Raw genomic sequence first — 16,172 nt, 5'->3', positions numbered from 1 at the left:
CGGCCGCAGAAGACCTGATAAGGACCCGAACATGGCAAATGAATCGAAATGCCCGTTCAATCACGCCGCCGGCGGTGGCACGACGAACCGCGATTGGTGGCCGAATCAACTGAACCTGAAAATCCTGAGTCAGCACTCGCCCGCATCCGATCCGCTGGGCAAGGACTTCGACTACGCCAAGGCTTTCAAAAGCCTGGATTTCCAGGCCCTCAAACAAGATCTGACGGCGCTGATGACCGATTCCCAGGAGTGGTGGCCAGCGGACTTCGGCCACTACGGCCCGCTCTTCATCCGCATGGCCTGGCACAGCGCCGGCACCTATCGCACCGCTGACGGCCGTGGCGGCGCCGGCTCCGGCCAGCAACGCTTCGCCCCGCTCAACAGCTGGCCGGACAACGTCAGCCTCGACAAGGCACGCCGCCTGCTGTGGCCGATCAAGCAGAAATACGGCCGCAACATTTCCTGGGCCGACCTGATCGTTCTGACCGGCAACGTCGCGCTGGAATCGATGGGGTTCAAGACCTTCGGTTTCTCCGGTGGCCGCGCGGACGTCTGGGAGCCGGACGAAGACGTGTACTGGGGTTCGGAAAACAAATGGCTGGGCGGCGACAACCGCTACGGCAAGGATCCGGAATCCATGCAGCCGCCGGGCGAAGGCACGCTGGTGGCAGAACCCGCCGAACACGGCAATGAAGAAAGCCGCACCAATCAGGGCGAACGCAATCTCGAAAACCCGCTCGCCGCCGTGCAGATGGGCCTGATCTACGTGAACCCGGAAGGTCCGGAAGGCAATCCCGACCCGGTGGCCTCGGCCAAGGACATCCGCGAAACCTTCGGCCGCATGGCCATGAACGATGAGGAAACCGTCGCCCTGATCGCCGGCGGCCACGCCTTCGGCAAGACCCACGGCGCCGGCCCTGCCGATAACGTCGGCCCGGAACCGGAAGCCGCCGGCCTCGAAGAACAAGGCCTGGGCTGGAAAAGCACGTTCGGCACCGGCAAGGGCGCCGACACCATCACCAGCGGCCTGGAAGTCACCTGGACCACCACCCCGACGAAGTGGAGCAACAACTACCTCGAAAACCTGTTCGGCTTCGAGTGGGAACTGACGAAGAGCCCGGCCGGCGCCCATCAGTGGAAACCGAAAAACGGCGCCGGGGCCGGCACCATTCCCCACGCCCACGACCCGAACAAACGCATCGACCCGACCATGCTCACCTCCGACCTGGCCCTGCGTTTCGACCCGGCCTACGAGAAGATTTCGCGGCGCTTCCTGGCCAATCCCGATCAACTGGCGGACGCCTTCGCCCGCGCCTGGTACAAACTGATTCACCGCGACATGGGCCCGCTGTCACGTTATCTCGGCCCGGAATTGCCGCAGGAAGAACTGCTGTGGCAAGACCCGATTCCCGAGGCCAGGCATCCACTGGTGGACGACAGCGATATCAGGGCACTGAAAGGCAAAGTGCTCGCGTCAGGGCTGTCCGTTTCGGAACTGGTCTCCACTGCCTGGGCGGCCGCATCGACCTTCCGCGGTTCGGACAAACGCGGCGGCGCCAATGGCGGGCGTCTGCGTCTGGCACCGCAAAAGTTCTGGCAGGCCAACCAGCCGGAGCAACTGGACAAGGTGCTGAAAGTCCTCGAAGGCATTCAGAACGAGTTCAACGCCGGGGCGGCAGGAAAGCAAGTCTCGCTGGCGGACCTGATCGTGCTGGCCGGTAATGCCGGTGTCGAACAAGCGGCAAAAAACGCCGGGCACACGGTGACCGTGCCGTTCAATCCGGGGCGTACGGATGCAACTCAGGAACAAACCGACGTCGAATCGTTCGGTTTCCTTGAACCGCACACCGACGGTTTCCGCAACTACGCTGCCAGCACCTATCGCGTGCCGGCGGAGGCATTGCTGATCGACAAGGCGCAACTGCTGACCCTTTCTGCACCGGAACTGACCGTGCTGATCGGCGGCCTGCGGGTGCTGGACACCAACGTCGGCAAGACCAAACACGGTGTGTTCACCGACAAACCCGGTTCACTGACCAACGACTTCTTCCGCAATCTGCTGGACATGGGCGTGGAATGGAAACCGACGTCGAAAACCGAGTTCGAAGGCCGCGACCGTAAAACCGGCAGCGTGAAATGGACGGCGACCCGGGTCGATCTGGTGTTCGGTTCCAACGCGATACTGCGGGCGTTGGCCGAGGTGTATGCCAGCTCCGATGCGAAGGAGCAGTTCGTCACGGACTTCGTTGCGGCTTGGGCGAAGGTGATGGATCTGGATCGGTTTGATTTGCGGCAATAAGCCTTTTTCATCCAGCCACAAAAAACGCCGCTCATTGAGCGGCGTTTTTTTATTGCCCTGAAACAGCGTCAGGCAAGGCTTTTGCTGACCACTTCATACACATCACTGGACAGCTGACCGGACGCGAGAATCCGTTCCAGCTCCGCCTTCATCAGCGCCTGACGAGCGCCGTCATACTTGCGCCAGCGAGTCAGCGGCGCCAGTTGGCGCGACGCGATCTGCGGGTTGAAGCCGTTCAGCTCGATCACCAGATCCGCCAGGAAGCGATAACCCGAACCATCCGCCGCATGGAAGTTGATCAGGTTCTGCCCGGCGAACGCACCGACCAGCGCGCGCACCTTGTTCGGGTTCTTGATGTTGAACGCCGGGTGCTGCATCAGCGCTTTCACACGTTCCAGACCGCCCGGCAAGGTACTGCCGGCCTGCACGCTGAACCACTGATCCATGACCAGCGGATTGTCCTTGAAGTGTTCGGCGAAACTGGCCAGCGCGGTCGCTTTCTGCTCGTCGAACGGCGAGTTGACCAGCACGGCCAGCGCGGTCAGGCGCTCGGTCATGTTGTCGCAGCTGTCGAACTGTTCCAGCGTTGCCGCCAGCACTTCCGGCTTGCCGCTGAGCATCAGGTACGACAGCGCGATGTTCTGCAACGCGCGACGGGCGAAGTGCTCGGCCTCGGCCACGTACGGGGTTTGCTTCGACAGGTCGCGGTTGGCCTGATAACGCAGCCACAGCGCCTCGAACAGATTGTCCGCCAGTTGCTGACGGGCGAATTCCCGGGCGGTGTGGATCGCGTCCACGTCGGCGATTTCGCTGATTTCGGTCAGATAGGCTTCGCTTGGCAGCGAGAGCATTTCCGCGACCATTGCCTGATCCAGCGACTCGTCCGACAGCACAGTGCGCAGCGCGGAAACCAGACGAGGGTCGAGCACCAGGTTTTCGCCCTTCTGCTGCTGGCCAATCAACTCTTGCAGCACCTGCACCGACAATTGCTGGCCGGCATCCCAGCGGTTGAAACCGTCGCTGTCGTGCTGCATCAGGAACATCAACTGATCGCGGTTGTACGGGAAGCTCAGTTTCACCGGCGCCGAGAAGCCACGCAGCAAGGACGGCAGCGGCTGTTCGGCGATATCGACGAAGGTGAAGGTCTGTTCGGCTTCGGTCACCGAGATCACTCGGCTAGTGCCTTGGGCCGAGGCTTCGCCGGCCAGACGCAGGGCAATCTCGTTGCCCTGACTGTCGAGCAGGCCCAGTTCGACCGGGATCACGAACGGCAGCTTTTCAACCTTGTCCGGGGTTTCCGGGCAGCTCTGGCGGAAGGTCAGGCTGTAGGTTTTCGCAGCGGCGTCGTAAGACTCGCTCACCGCCAGACGCGGTGTGCCGGCCTGGCTGTACCAGCGCTTGAACTGGGTCAGGTCGACGCCGTTGGCATCTTCCATGGCCTTGATGAAGTCATCGCAGGTCACGGCCTGGCCGTCATGACGTTCAAAGTACAGGTCGCTGCCCTTGCGGAAGCCTTCGGCGCCCAGCAGGGTGTGGATCATGCCGACCACTTCCGAGCCCTTTTCGTACACGGTCAGGGTGTAGAAGTTGGAAATCTCGATGAAGCTGTCCGGGCGCACGGCGTGGGCCATCGGGCCGGCATCTTCGGCGAACTGGTGGGTACGCAGGTACGCCACGTCTTGAATGCGCTTGACCGTGGCCGAGTTCATGTCGGCGGAGAAGCCGGAATCGCGGAAGACGGTGAAGCCTTCTTTGAGCGACAGCTGGAACCAGTCGCGGCAGGTCACGCGGTTGCCCGACCAGTTGTGGAAGTATTCGTGAGCGACGATCGCCTCGACCCGCTGGTGTGCGGCGTCGGTGGCGGTTTCGGCGCGGGCCAGCACGGCGCTGGAGTTGAAGATGTTGAGGCCCTTGTTCTCCATCGCGCCCATGTTGAAGTCGTTCACGGCGACGATCATGAAGATGTCCAGATCGTACTCGCGACCGTAGACCTCTTCGTCCCAGCGCATCGACTTCTTCAGGCTGTTCATGGCGTGCTGGCACTTGTCGATGTTTTCCGGCTCGACATAAATGCGCAGCGCCACGTTGCGATTGGTCATGGTGGTGAAGCTGTCTTCAACGCACCACAAGTCACCGGCCACCAGCGCGAACAGGTACGCCGGTTTCATGAACGGGTCTTCCCAGGTCGCCCAGTGCCGGCCGTCTTCGCCGGGGCCGCTGGCGATCGGGTTGCCGTTGGACAAAAGCACCGGATAGCTGTGCTGCTCGGCGACCACGGTGGTGGTGAACTTGCTCATCACGTCCGGGCGGTCGAGGTAATAGGTGATCTTGCGGAAGCCTTCGGCCTCGCACTGGGTGCAGAACATCGTGCCGGACTTGTACAGGCCTTCCAGTGCAGTGTTGGTTTCCGGGTGGATCTTGACGCTGGTGTCGACCGTGAAGGTTTCGCTGGCCGGTTGCAGGGTCAGGTGGTTTTCAGTGAGCTGGTAGTCGTCAGCGCTCAGTTCCTGGTCTGCCAGGGTCACCGAAAGCAATTCCAGCTGCTGGCCATCAAGCACCAGCGGCGGCAGGCCCGGGCCACGGGCGGGGTTGCGGCGCATCACCAGTTGCGCGTGGACCAGACTGTGGTCCTCGAACAACTCGAAGGTCAGGTGTGTTTCATCGATCAGGTACTCGGGCGCCTGATAGTCCTTCAGGTAAATCATCTTCGGTTGTTCGGTGCGCATGCTGAAGTCCTTATTGATGCACGGCGAGCTGATAGGCCGTGTACTTGCGAATGTTGATCACGCCGGTGTCGAAGATCAGGTACTGGCCCTTGATCCCCAGCAGCGTGCCTTCGGCAATCGGGTTCTTGTCCAGGTTGAAGCTGACGATCTTGGCCGGGTACTGCTCGACCGGGTAACGGATTTCCAGCGGCTCGACGTCGGTCACCGGCTGAATCGCCTGCAGACCGAAACGCTCCTGCAAGCCTTGCAGGCCCTCGGCGCAGCTGGCGAACAACTGATCACGCACCTGCGCCAGATCCACCGCCGCCGCATCGCCCTTGAGCAAGGCGCGCCAATTGGTCTTGTCCGCCACCTGGCTGCGGAACAGGTCTTCGACGAACCCCGACTGCTGCCGCGTGGCCACGCGCATGATCGGCAACGCCTGACTGGCGCCCTGATCGAGCCAGCGGGTCGGCAACTGGGTGGCGCGAGTGATGCCGACCTTGATCCCTGACGAATTGGCCAGGTAGACGACGTGGTCGGTCATGCAGAACTTCTCGCCCCACGCAGGCTCACGGCAGGTGCCGGCCTCGAAGTGGCAGCGCTCGGGGCTCATGATGCAGATGTCGCACTGGGCCAGTTTGGTCATGCACGGGTAGCAGTAACCCTGACTGAAACTGGTCTTGGTCTTGCGCCCGCAATGGGTGCAGTGAATCGCCCCCAGGTATTCCAGACGCACCGTGCTGCCGATCAACGGGTTGACCGGCACCTCGACGTCATCCAGACGAAACGCGTACTGCACGTTCGGCCCGTCCAGGCGCGCCGACATTTTACTGATTGCACCGCGGCCGATCTCGATCAATGGATGGCGTCCGACTTGAACAGGATGTTCGGCACTTCGATCGACTTCGACGCACATTCCTGCGGGCCCATGTAACCGGTGCGCTCTTCTTCGGGCAGGTTCTGCATTTCCCAGGCGATCATCGCCTGCAACGACAGTTCACGCTGTTCGGCGGTGAGCTTGCCACCGTCCGACCACTTACCGATCTCCACGGCCAGTTTCAGGCTCTGGTAGATATCCGGGGTGATGTTCTTGATCAAATCGTTAAAAGAGGACATCAGGGTCTCCGTGCTCTTTATTCAAAAAATTCAGGCGGCCAGTTTACGGCGGTTGTACAAACCGCCCAACAAACCGGTGAAGCATCCGATGAGTAACCCGCCGACGTGGGCGGCGTTGGCGATTTCGCCGAAACCGATCATCGAGATCAGCCCGGACATGCACACCAGCAACCACACCAGCATCATCACCAGCACGCCGCGCGGCAGGCGATAGGCCGGGTTCGGCGCCAGCAGCTGGAAGATCCAGCAGTGACCGAGCAATCCGTAAAGTACGCCGGACAGGCCGCCGAAAAGGCCCGGGCCGCCCCACGCGAACTGCGCATAGTTGGAAACGAGGCCGAACAGCAGCGTCAGGCCGATCAGGTTGACGCTGCCCTGGCGCGACTCGATGCGCCGCCCCAGCTCCCAGTACCACATGCCGTTCATGGCCAGGTGCAGGATGCCGAAGTGAATCAGCATCGGCGTGAACAGGCGCCACCACTGCCCCGCCGCCAGGCTGTCGGCCAGCGGTGTGAAGTGGATGTAGTCGCCGACCACGCGAAAATCGAGGAAGGTCAGCCAGCGCATCGTGTCGAGGTTGTCGCCGAGAAAGGTCAACCCGCCGACGATCAGGCTCAGCAGCAGAATGAACCCGGTGGCTTTGGCATGTTTCAGTTGCTCGGCAAAGCTCGGGCGCTTGAACGTCGGCGCCACCGGAATTTCCAGTTGCTGATCCGGGTCGCCCGCCGGGAAACGCTCGTACAGCGAACGTACGTCGTCGCTGATTTCCGAGGGCACCCACAACACCTGCTCGCCCGCCTCTTCACTGACGCGATGGGGCACTTGCATGCGTTGCAGCAGTTTGACGAACCCACTCAGGTCCGCCGCCAACGGCACACGCAAGACGGCTATGGCACTCATCGCAGCACCTCCGGCCGCTCGACGTCGACCCAGACAAATTTATGCGGATCGAGGCGGGTTTCCTGATCCAGACGATAGGCCACCAGTTTGCCGTACAGCACCGCGCTGTAATCCAGACACGCGAGGTTCGGCCGGATCGGCGCCGGTTTGCCGCTTCGCCAGTAGTGGCCGACGAACAGCAATGGCTCATCGACGCCGTAGCGCAGCAAGGAATTCTTTTCGCTGGAGGTCAGCGGCTTTTGCGCCACTGGTTCGGGCAGTGCGTCGGGCTGGAACACGATGTCGCCATAGGTTTGCGGATCGTCTTCCCAGAATTTGGTGCGGAAGAACGAACGCACCAGGCCATCGCCGCTGGTCATGGTCAGGCCATCCGGCAGACGCATGTCGGTGCCGCGCAGCAGGCGATCGAACACGGTGCAGGCGAAGCTGCCCGGCACGGCCGAGGCCTGGAGGAAGTGCTCGTCGATGCAGCCATCGGGGAACAACGCGCGCAGCGGCTCGATCAGGCCGGCATCCCAGCAGGCATGCACCACGCGGAAACGTCCGGCGTCGACGAACAGCGGCAGTTGGTAGAACCACTGCTGGAAGTCGTGCCAGTCGCCCGGATGATCTTCGAACTGGGTCAGGGTTTCATGCAGCAGACGGGCATGGCGCGGGGTGTGTTCACGGACGAACTGCTTGCCGCTGCCCGGAGGCGCGGGGGTGCTCCAGCCGAGCGCGTTGAACTCGTGGTTGCCCATGATGCACAACGCCTGGCCGGCCTCGACCATGTCGTGGACGATGTGCAGCGCCTCGCGAATCCGCGGGCCACGGTCGATGATGTCGCCGACGAACACGGCCATGCGCGATGGATGCCGCCAGACCCCGCCCTGCTTGTGGTAACCGAGACGGTCCAGCAGGTGTTCCAGGGTCAGGGCGCATCCGTGCACGTCACCAATCAGGTCATAACTGCGCGCGGGATCGAGCATCAGTCGCCTCCACCACCCAGCTTGCTGCCCCAGCCGAGTTTGGTGCGGCAGACCTCGTAGTAGTTGTGGTCGAGCGGATGGATCAGCCGCAGCTTCTGCGCTTTCTTGCTGACGGTGATGGTGTCGCCCGGCGCGCAGGTGAAGTGGTTCTGCCCGTCGCAGGAGACCTGCGGGTAGATCTGCATATCTTTGGACACGACGATTTTCAGTTCACTGTTGCCATCGACCACGATCGGTCTGCCCGACAAGGTATGGGGGTACATCGGCACAATCACAATAGCGTCAAGCTTGGGATGCATGATCGGGCCGCCGGCGGACAGTGCGTACGCGGTGGAACCGGTGGGGGTCGACACAATCAGGCCGTCGGCCTTCTGGCTGCAGACGAACTGGCCGTCGATGTACAGCTCGAATTCGATCATCCGCGTCGATTTGCCCGGGTGCAGCACCACGTCGTTCAGCGCGTCGCCCTGGCCGATGGCCTCGGCATGGCGACGGACTTCGGCTTGCAGCAGGAAGCGGTTTTCCACCAGATAGTGGCCATCGAGCACTTCGGCGACCTTGATTTCCAGCTCGTCGGGGCGGATGTCGGTGAGAAAGCCGAGGCTGCCACGGTTGATCCCGAGCACCGGAATATTGTGCTTGGCCAGCGCCCGCGCCGCGCCGAGCAGGCTGCCGTCACCGCCGACCACGATGACCATGTCGCAGACTTCGCCGAGCATCTTGCGCGACGAGGTTTGCAGGCCATGGCCCGGCAGGACTTCGGCGATGGTGTCTTCGAGAATCACATGCAGGTGACGATCGAGCAGGAAGCGTTTCAGTCGGCGGACGGTATCCAGCACCTGGGAGCTGCCCAGGCGACCGATGATGCCGATATTACGAAATTGCTCCATGGGACTCCTGCGGGGGACTGAGACGGCGAAAAGCACGATTATGGGCGAAAGCGCCGGATAGACAAAATCCTTTCAGCCCCGAGGATGCACCGGTGTTTGAGGCTATGCTCGCAAGATGATCCTATTTCCTGATTTGCTGCAGTTGCCCCACCAGTTACGCCACCCCGAGGTGCGTGATCTGGCGTGGGTGATCCTCGCCCCGCCGATGCTCGCCGCTACCCCGTGGCCGCAGCGCCATCCGCTGGCGGGCAGCGACTGGGTCAGCGACCCCGAGCGTCTGGAACACTGGCTGCGCCAGCTCGACCGCGACAGTTACGGCCTGCTGCACTGGCTGTCCCAGGCCCGCACCCGGCGCCTGGGCCTGTATTACGAGCGGTTGTGGCAATTTGCGGTGGAACACGCGCCGGGCATCGAACTGATCGCCGCCAACCTGCCGATTCGTCGCGAAGGCCACACCCTCGGCGAGCTGGACATGCTGCTGCGCGACCGCGACGGCGTGCATCATCTGGAACTGGCGATCAAGCTCTACCTCGGCCCGCAGAACGGCGACGGGCATGATCCGGCGTCATGGCTGGGGCCGGGCTGTCATGATCGACTGGATCGCAAACTGGCGCACTTGAGCGAACATCAGCTGCCGATCTCCGCGCGCCCGGAAAGCCGCGAAGTGCTGGCGGCGCTGGATGTCGGGTCGTTCAGTGCGCAACTTTGGCTTGGCGGGTACTTGTTGTATCCATGGCCCGGCCAGTCCGTGCCGCCCAGCGGCGCCCACCCGCAGCATTTGCGCGGCAGCTGGCTGCATCAGAAAGACTGGCCGGCGTTTGTCGCTCAACGCCCGGACGGACGCTGGCAACCCCTGCCCCGCCACGCCTGGCTGGCGCCGGCGCATTACCCGGCGGACCAGACCTGGAGCAATGGGCATTTGCAGGCCTGGCTCGATGAACTCGAACCGCTGGCCCCGGCGCAACTGATGGTGCGCCTGACCGAGAATGCCCGGGGCGAATGGGAAGAAGCCGAGCGGCTGTTTCTGGTGTCGGATCTGTGGCCGAACGTGCCGGGGCAGAATTAAACCGACAGCCGCACCGCCAGTGCGGCCAGCGTCACCAGCAACACCGGCACAGTCAGCACGATCCCGACCTTGAAGTAATACCCCCAACCGATCCGGATGTTCTTGCGCTCCAGCACATGCAGCCAGAGCAAGGTCGCGAGACTGCCGATCGGGGTGATTTTCGGTCCCAGGTCGCTGCCGATCACGTTGGCGTAGATCATCGCTTCTTTCACCACACCCGTGGCCTGGCTCGCATCGATCGACAGCAACCCGACCAGCACCGTCGGCAGGTTGTTCATGATCGACGACAACAACGCCGTCAGCACCCCGGTGCCCATCGCCGCGCCCCACACACCGTGACCGGCGAACACATCGAGCCATCCGGCCAGATAGTCGGTGAGCCCGGCATTGCGCAGACCGTAGACCACCAGGTACATGCCCAGCGAGAAAATCACAATCTGCCAAGGCGCCTCTTTCATCACCTTGCGCGTGGAGATCTTGTGCCCGCGCGCGGCAATCGCCAGCAACAGCGCCGCGCACACCGCCGAGATCGCGCTGATCGGAATCCCCAGCGGTTCCAGCGCGAAACAGCCGATCAACAGAATCAGCAACACCACCCAACCGGCATAGAACGTGGCCTTGTCGTGAATGGCGGTTTCCGGGTGCTCGAGCTGTTCCGGGTCGTAACTCTTGGGAATGTCACGGCGGAAGAACCACAGCAACATGCCCAGCGTGGCCGCGACGCTGACGAAGTTGACCGGCACCATCACCGCCGCATAGCGGTTGAAACCGATGTGGAAAAAGTCGGCCGAGACGATGTTCACCAGGTTCGACACCACCAGCGGCAGGCTCGCGGTGTCGGCAATGAAGCCCGCGCCCATGACGAACGCCAGAGTCGCCGCCGGGGAAAAGCGCAGGGCCAGCAGCATGGAAATCACGATCGGCGTGAGGATCAGCGCCGCGCCGTCATTGGCAAACAGCGCCGACACCAGCGCGCCCAGCAGCACCATGAAGGCAAACAGCTTGCGCCCGCTACCCCGCCCCCAGCGCGCTACGTGCAAGGCGGCCCAGGCGAAAAAACCGGCTTCATCGAGCAGCAGACTGATGATGATCAGCGCCACGAACGTGCCGGTGGCGTTCCAGATGATCTGCCACACCAGCGGGATGTCGCTCAGGTGCACCACACCGAAAATCAGCGCGATGATGGCGCCGAACGTTGCACTCCAGCCGACCCCGAGGCCTTTGGGTTGCCAGATCACCAGGGTAATGGTCAGCAGGAAAATCAGTGACGCAGCGAGCATTCGCGACAGCCTTCAATAAAAGGGGAAAGAATCAGACCACACAAAAAAACCTGTGGAAGCCAGCCCCCACAGGTTCGTTATCGTGTCAGAAATATTGCCAGATCACTTCTTGTGCTGCGCCACCCACTCACCAAAGGCATTGATGAAACTTTGCAGGAACGGCTTCACCGACTCGTTCAGCTTGCCCGCCTCGTCGAACGCCGTGCCCGCGCCGCCCAGGTAGGCTTCCGGCTGCTGCATGCACGGCACGTTGAGGAAAACAAAGGACTGACGCAGATGCTGGTTGGCGCCAAAACCGCCGATGGCACCCGGTGAAACGCTGATCACCGCCCCCGGTTTGCCGCTCCAGACACTCTTGCCATACGGCCGCGAACCGACGTCGATCGCGTTCTTCAAAGGCGCCGGCACCGAGCGGTTGTACTCCGGGGTGACAAACAGCAGAGCGTCGGATGAACCCACTTTTTGCCGGAAAGTGCTGTAGGCTGCCGGCGGTGAATCGCCGTCGATGTCTTCGTTGTAGAGTGGCAGATCGCCAATTTCGACAATGTTCAGCTTGAGATTGGCCGGTGCCAGTTCCGCCAGCGCCAGGGCGACCTTGCGGTTGATGGACGCTTTGCGCAGGCTGCCGACCACTACTGCGACGTTATAGACATTGCTCATTGGAAGACTCTCGACTGTCCGTGGGAGGAGCCAGTAGTTATAGATGATTCGACGACGATTCCACCAGACGCCGAAGGTTATTTCCCGCGTCTGGAATATTTTTTTCCTGCAGGAAAACTTACCAAGCTCGATGACGGTCTACCAAGCCGCAAATCAAGCGTTTTATCTCCAGAGGTTCTAAGCAGATGGCAGCAGTACTCGTCGGTCAGTTCCATGCAAGAGATGCGGAAGGCCGCGTTTATTCCGTGCATGAGTTCCAGGAATCCAACCCGTCGGCAGACGGTTTCACCGGCACGGAGCCCGTTACCACCTACAAACTGGCGATTGGCGACCGCGTCAACAAGATCGACGACAACGAGTTTTTGCTGGTTCAGTCGGGCATCACCCTGATCCGCGAACCCGAGCCATCGGTCGCTTCATAACCGATCGTTATGAGCAGAAGTCATCCGCGCCGAGTTGGGGTAGGATTCAGCCACTGACCCCAACGGCCGGACATGGACTTCACGCATGCGTTTACGTCATATCGAAGTGATTCAGGCGCTTTTGCAGACCGGTCACGTGGGCACCGCCGCCGAATGGCTGCAACTAGCGGCGCCCGAGGTCGAGGAGCGTTTGCGCGAAGCCGAGAGTCAGCTCGGTTTCATGCTGTTCGCCAGTGTACGCGGACGACTTCAGCCGACCCCGGAGGCCCGGGCGCTGCAAGTCGAGATCGGCCACATCTATGAAGCGCTGGAGCCGGTGCAACGGCTGGCCAGCAGCCTCAAGCAATACCTCGCCCCGCCCCTGCGGATCATCGGCACCCCGCCGCTGGCTCAGCAACTGCTGCCGCAAAGTCTCGCCGCCCTGCGCCGTCGCTTGCCCGACGTGCCCTGCACCCTGCTCAGCGAACCGACCCGCGATATCGTCCGCCACCTGCTGCTGCGCGACAGCGATCTGGGCCTGAGCCTGCACGACCCGCAACATCCCGACATTGATTGTCAGCCACTGGCCCAAGGCAAGTTGCAATTGCTTGCGCCGCACGGCTGGCTGCAGCCGAAGCAGAAATACATTTCCCTGCAGGATCTGGCCGGCCAGGCGATGGTCGGCCTCGAAGGCCAGGACCCGCTGAGTCCGGCCCTGGAAAACAAGCTTCAGGCCCTGCGCCCGGCGCCGACCATCCAGACCCGGGTGCAGACCCACCAGATGATGCGCAGCATGGTCGAGGCCGGCGAAGGCCTGGCGATCGTCGACCCGTTCACCGCCCTCGGTGCACGGGCGGGCGGTCTCGACGTCTGCCCGCTATCGCCCGCGGTGCCGATCAGCCTCTATGCCCTGACCTTCAAACACGTCACGCCGTCAGCGGCGATTCAGACGCTGCTCGGGCTCGTCACGGAACAAGCCGAGGCGATGCTGGCGAACTGATCGGATGCTCCAGCGGGTTATCGAACAATCGATACCAGAACAACGCCACTTCGGCGGTGTTCGGATCGATGCCGCGATAACGCAGGTGGTCGATGCCGCCGATCACATACCCGCAACGCTCATACAGACGACAGGCGCCGAGGTTGTTGTTCTGGGTTTCCAGCATGATTCCCGGCAGCTTTTTCTTGCGGCTCCAGAACTGCGCCACATCGAGCAAGGCCTTGGCCACACCATGGCGCCGCGCCGGGGCGTGCACCGCCAGTTCATCGATATGGGCGAAGCCGTTCCAGTTGGTGCTGATCACCAGATGACCGACCGGCTCGTCCTCCAGATACGCCATGAAGATCGCACTGTCGGCGGCATCGCGAAAACTGCTGAACTCCTCCGGATCGATGCCGTAGCACTTGCGATACGGCACGATGGGCGTCACGGCCCACTGCGCCACGGGCTTGCCGATTTCGGCCGCGCCGTAGGCGGCCACCTCGAAACTGAAATCGCTGCCCCAGATATATTCGGCAAAACCCTCGTCGGCGACCCGCACCGAAAGCCCTGGGTATTTCGGATTCATGACCGGTTGCATACTCGGAAAAGCCCTCATTCCTTGACGCAATCGACGGTGTAGTGCCGCCCATTGCCCTCATCTTCGTGTTGCAGACCGTGCACATCGACCACGAACCCCGGAAACGTTGCGTCGAACGTGCGGGCAAACCTGAGGTATTCGATTATCGAGCGCGTGGATTCGGTAAAACGTTCGCCAGGCATGATCAGCGGAATGCCCGGCGGGTACGGCACCAGCATCACCGCCGCCACTCGGCCTTCCAGCTCGTCGATCGGTACTGCCTCGACCTCGCCGCGCACCAGTTGATCGTATGCATGGGCCGGTTTCATGGCGATTTCCGGCAGCACGGTGTACATGCGCTTGAGGTGCTTGGCGGTGGCGTTGCTGCGATAGCAGGCGTGGAGTTGATCGCAGAGATCGCGCAGGCCCATGCCGCGATACCGGACAGGATCTTCCTGGGCGACACACTTGAGGCAGGTATCGAGACTGACGTTGGCGTCGTAACTGCGCTTGAACTCCAGCAGCTCGGTCAGCAGCGTGCTCCACTTGCCTTTGGTGATGCCCATGGAGAACAGCACCAGAAATGAATACAGGCCGGTTTTCTCCACCACCAGCCCGCGCTCCCAGAGGAAACGGCTGACGACTGCCGCCGGGATGCCCTTGTCGCTTAAGGCGCCGCCAGCGGTCAGCCCCGGCATGACCAGGGTGACCTTGATCGGGTCGAGCAGCACGTAGTCGTCGCTGACCTCGCCGAAACCGTGCCAGTCCGCATCAGGCTTCAGCAGCCAGTCCTCGGTCTGCACCCGGTCGATGCCCTCGACACCCGGTGGCTGCCAGATCGAGAACCACCAGTCGTCGGCGGCAATGTGCTGGCGCAGATTGGCCAGGGCCCGGCGAAAACTCAGGGCTTCGTCGAAGGTTTCCTGCAACAGCGAGCGGCCGGCCGGGCCTTCCATCATGGCCGACGCCACGTCCAGCGAGGCGATGATGCTGTACTGAGGCGACGTCGAGATGTGCATCATGAACGCTTCGTTGAACCGGTCGCGATCCAGCTGCCGCGCGCCGCCGTCCTGCACATGAATCATCGAAGCCTGACTGAATGCCGCCAGCAGTTTGTGGGTGGAATGGGTGGTGAACACCAGCGGACTGTCCTCGCTGCGCGAGGTGGCCATGCCGTAACGGCCGGCAAAGAATTCGTGAAACGCCGCATAGGCGTACCAGGCCTCGTCGAAATGCAGGACTTCGACGCTGTTGCCCAAGCTCTGCTTGATCAGCTCGGCGTTGTAGCAGAGGCCGTCGTAGGTCGAGTTGGTGATCACCGCCAGTTTGACTTTCGGCTCGCGGCCCTTGGTCAACGGGCTGGCGTCGATCTTGGCCTGGATCGATTCGCGACTGAATTCACTGAGCGGAATCGGGCCGATGATACCCAGCTCATTGCGCTCCGGGCACAGGTACAGTGGAATCGCGCCGGTCATGATGATCGCGTGCAATACCGACTTGTGGCAGTTGCGATCCACCAGCACCAGGTCATCGCGGCCAACCATCGAGTGCCAGACGATCTTGTTGGCGGTCGAGGTGCCATTGATCACGAAAAAGGTGTGATCGGCGCCGAAATTGCGCGCGGCTCGCGCTTCTGCCTCGGCGAGCGGCCCGGTGTGGTCGAGCAAGGAACCCAGCTCCGGCACTGAGACCGACAAATCCGAGCGCAGGGTGTTTTCCCCGAAGAACTGGTGAAACGCCTGCCCCACCGGACTTTTGTGATACGCCACGCCACCGCCATGACCGGGGGTGTGCCAGGAATAGTTGGAATCGGCGGTGTGCTGCACCAGCGCCTTGAAGAATGGCGGCAACAGGCCGTCCAGGTATTTGCGCGCCGCCCGCGCCACTTGCCGGGCGAGAAACGGCACGGTGTCTTCGAACAGGTAGAGAATGCCGCGCAACTGGTTGAGCTCGGCCATGGCATCGGCCGGGGCATTTTCCAGGGTGACCTGCTCGCCGAGGGCAAAGATCGGCAGATCCGGCGCCCGCACCCGGGCCAGACCGATCAGTTCGGCCATGTTCTGCAACAGATGGGAGTTGGTGCTGGCGTCTTCGGCGGCGATCAGCATGCACGCCAGACCATGGTGGGTCGACGCCACCAGCCGGCCTTCGGTGTAGTCCGTGGCCGAAACGATACTGAAACCTTCCAGCTCCAGCTCTCGGGCGATTCCGCGGATGCGGTCACCGGCAACCGTGTCGGCCTTGATGTCGCGATGGACGATCAATACCGGGAACTTCAGATCTTTGTACATGGGGCTCAGTGTCCTGAGGCGGCGGAGAGTGATC

At 62.1% G+C, this 16,172-nt stretch carries 14 protein-coding genes; 4 read left to right on the top strand and 10 right to left on the bottom strand.

The genetic code is table 11. The annotated features are described in order from the left end of the window. Nucleotides 1-31: 31 nt before the first annotated feature. Nucleotides 32-2,299, top strand: a complete 2,268-nt coding sequence (gene katG / locus AC1Q9F_RS17975; protein WP_492620523.1) for a catalase/peroxidase HPI — start codon at nucleotides 32-34, stop codon at nucleotides 2,297-2,299. A 68-nt stretch (nucleotides 2,300-2,367) separates the two neighbouring features. Here katG and pepN read toward each other — a convergent pair whose 3' ends face one another. Genes pepN through AC1Q9F_RS17945 form a run of 6 tightly spaced genes read right to left on the bottom strand, consistent with a single transcriptional unit; the run spans nucleotide 2,368 to nucleotide 8,881 of the window. Next, nucleotides 2,368-5,025: an aminopeptidase N gene (gene pepN, locus AC1Q9F_RS17970; RefSeq protein ID WP_492620522.1), complete on the bottom strand. Its 2,658-nt coding sequence runs from the start codon at nucleotides 5,023-5,025 to the stop codon at nucleotides 2,368-2,370. 10 nt (nucleotides 5,026-5,035) lie between these two features. Beyond that, complete coding sequence (locus tag AC1Q9F_RS17965) at nucleotides 5,036-5,866, bottom strand: DUF2797 domain-containing protein (RefSeq protein WP_492620521.1); 831 nt, start codon at nucleotides 5,864-5,866, stop codon at nucleotides 5,036-5,038. Further along, nucleotides 5,863-6,123, bottom strand: a complete 261-nt coding sequence (locus AC1Q9F_RS17960) for a YeaC family protein (RefSeq protein ID WP_007956913.1) — start codon at nucleotides 6,121-6,123, stop codon at nucleotides 5,863-5,865. The genes AC1Q9F_RS17965 and AC1Q9F_RS17960 overlap by 4 nt, the downstream gene beginning before the upstream one ends. 30 nt (nucleotides 6,124-6,153) lie before the next feature. Beyond that, nucleotides 6,154-7,023, bottom strand: a complete 870-nt coding sequence (locus AC1Q9F_RS17955) for a rhomboid family intramembrane serine protease (RefSeq protein WP_207985812.1) — start codon at nucleotides 7,021-7,023, stop codon at nucleotides 6,154-6,156. Further along, on the bottom strand, nucleotides 7,020-7,994 hold the full coding sequence (locus AC1Q9F_RS17950) for a metallophosphoesterase (protein WP_169432621.1): 975 nt from the start codon (nucleotides 7,992-7,994) through the stop codon (nucleotides 7,020-7,022). The genes AC1Q9F_RS17955 and AC1Q9F_RS17950 overlap by 4 nt, the downstream gene beginning before the upstream one ends. After that, nucleotides 7,991-8,881: an NAD(+) kinase gene (locus AC1Q9F_RS17945; RefSeq protein WP_007956919.1), complete on the bottom strand. Its 891-nt coding sequence runs from the start codon at nucleotides 8,879-8,881 to the stop codon at nucleotides 7,991-7,993. Before AC1Q9F_RS17945 ends, AC1Q9F_RS17950 begins: the two co-directional genes overlap by 4 nt. A gap of 115 nt (nucleotides 8,882-8,996) precedes the next feature. Here AC1Q9F_RS17945 and AC1Q9F_RS17940 point away from each other — a divergent pair, with 115 nt between their 5' ends. Next, the gene (locus AC1Q9F_RS17940) at nucleotides 8,997-9,947 is read left to right on the top strand and encodes a DUF1853 family protein (protein WP_085608954.1); all 951 of its coding nucleotides are present in this window, start codon (nucleotides 8,997-8,999) and stop codon (nucleotides 9,945-9,947) included. Here the strand turns inward: AC1Q9F_RS17940 and AC1Q9F_RS17935 are convergent. Together AC1Q9F_RS17935 and AC1Q9F_RS17930 are read right to left on the bottom strand one after the other, a co-directional pair. After that, on the bottom strand, nucleotides 9,944-11,227 hold the full coding sequence (locus AC1Q9F_RS17935) for an arsenic transporter (protein WP_492620520.1): 1,284 nt from the start codon (nucleotides 11,225-11,227) through the stop codon (nucleotides 9,944-9,946). The two genes, AC1Q9F_RS17940 and AC1Q9F_RS17935, sit on opposite strands and share 4 nt — an antisense overlap. Nucleotides 11,228-11,329: 102 nt before the next feature. Then, a complete protein-coding gene (locus AC1Q9F_RS17930; RefSeq protein ID WP_007956924.1) occupies nucleotides 11,330-11,887 on the bottom strand; it encodes an NADPH-dependent FMN reductase in 558 nt (185 codons plus the stop codon). Nucleotides 11,888-12,072: 185 nt separating this feature from the next. Here AC1Q9F_RS17930 and AC1Q9F_RS17925 point away from each other — a divergent pair, with 185 nt between their 5' ends. Both AC1Q9F_RS17925 and AC1Q9F_RS17920 read left to right on the top strand, forming a co-directional pair. Next, nucleotides 12,073-12,309 (top strand): hypothetical protein, encoded by a 237-nt coding sequence (locus AC1Q9F_RS17925; protein WP_007956926.1) that lies wholly within the window; start codon nucleotides 12,073-12,075, stop codon nucleotides 12,307-12,309. A gap of 85 nt (nucleotides 12,310-12,394) precedes the next feature. Continuing rightward, complete coding sequence (locus AC1Q9F_RS17920; RefSeq protein ID WP_492620519.1) at nucleotides 12,395-13,288, top strand: LysR family transcriptional regulator; 894 nt, start codon at nucleotides 12,395-12,397, stop codon at nucleotides 13,286-13,288. On the opposite strand, the gene AC1Q9F_RS17915 is transcribed toward AC1Q9F_RS17920, so the two are convergent. Both AC1Q9F_RS17915 and AC1Q9F_RS17910 read right to left on the bottom strand, forming a co-directional pair. After that, nucleotides 13,254-13,868 (bottom strand): GNAT family N-acetyltransferase, encoded by a 615-nt coding sequence (locus AC1Q9F_RS17915; RefSeq protein ID WP_074687860.1) that lies wholly within the window; start codon nucleotides 13,866-13,868, stop codon nucleotides 13,254-13,256. The two genes, AC1Q9F_RS17920 and AC1Q9F_RS17915, sit on opposite strands and share 35 nt — an antisense overlap. Nucleotides 13,869-13,882: 14 nt before the next feature. Then, entirely contained in the window at nucleotides 13,883-16,138 is a 2,256-nt protein-coding gene (locus AC1Q9F_RS17910) for an Orn/Lys/Arg family decarboxylase (protein ID WP_492620518.1), read from the bottom strand. Between the last annotated feature and the right edge of the window lie 34 nt (nucleotides 16,139-16,172).

Source organism: Pseudomonas sp. GW823-FHT04A03, from assembly GCF_058796615.1.
The sequence above is the reverse complement of the archived record's forward strand: the minus strand, read 5'-3'. Positions and strand labels throughout refer to the sequence as shown.

What these genes read in the sequence shown, in the direction of transcription:
- AC1Q9F_RS17915 (WP_074687860.1), bottom strand. Translation starts at nt 13,868, where the DNA reads ATGCAACCGGTCATGAATCCGAAATACCCAGGGCTTTCGGTGCGGGTC.
- AC1Q9F_RS17960 (WP_007956913.1), bottom strand. Translation starts at nt 6,123, where the DNA reads ATGTCCTCTTTTAACGATTTGATCAAGAACATCACCCCGGATATCTAC.
- AC1Q9F_RS17930 (WP_007956924.1), bottom strand. Translation starts at nt 11,887, where the DNA reads ATGAGCAATGTCTATAACGTCGCAGTAGTGGTCGGCAGCCTGCGCAAA.
- AC1Q9F_RS17920 (WP_492620519.1), top strand. Translation starts at nt 12,395, where the DNA reads ATGCGTTTACGTCATATCGAAGTGATTCAGGCGCTTTTGCAGACCGGT.
- AC1Q9F_RS17910 (WP_492620518.1), bottom strand. Translation starts at nt 16,138, where the DNA reads ATGTACAAAGATCTGAAGTTCCCGGTATTGATCGTCCATCGCGACATC.
- AC1Q9F_RS17925 (WP_007956926.1), top strand. Translation starts at nt 12,073, where the DNA reads ATGGCAGCAGTACTCGTCGGTCAGTTCCATGCAAGAGATGCGGAAGGC.
- katG (WP_492620523.1), top strand. Translation starts at nt 32, where the DNA reads ATGGCAAATGAATCGAAATGCCCGTTCAATCACGCCGCCGGCGGTGGC.
- AC1Q9F_RS17935 (WP_492620520.1), bottom strand. Translation starts at nt 11,227, where the DNA reads ATGCTCGCTGCGTCACTGATTTTCCTGCTGACCATTACCCTGGTGATC.
- AC1Q9F_RS17955 (WP_207985812.1), bottom strand. Translation starts at nt 7,023, where the DNA reads ATGAGTGCCATAGCCGTCTTGCGTGTGCCGTTGGCGGCGGACCTGAGT.
- AC1Q9F_RS17945 (WP_007956919.1), bottom strand. Translation starts at nt 8,881, where the DNA reads ATGGAGCAATTTCGTAATATCGGCATCATCGGTCGCCTGGGCAGCTCC.
- AC1Q9F_RS17940 (WP_085608954.1), top strand. Translation starts at nt 8,997, where the DNA reads ATGATCCTATTTCCTGATTTGCTGCAGTTGCCCCACCAGTTACGCCAC.
- pepN (WP_492620522.1), bottom strand. Translation starts at nt 5,025, where the DNA reads ATGCGCACCGAACAACCGAAGATGATTTACCTGAAGGACTATCAGGCG.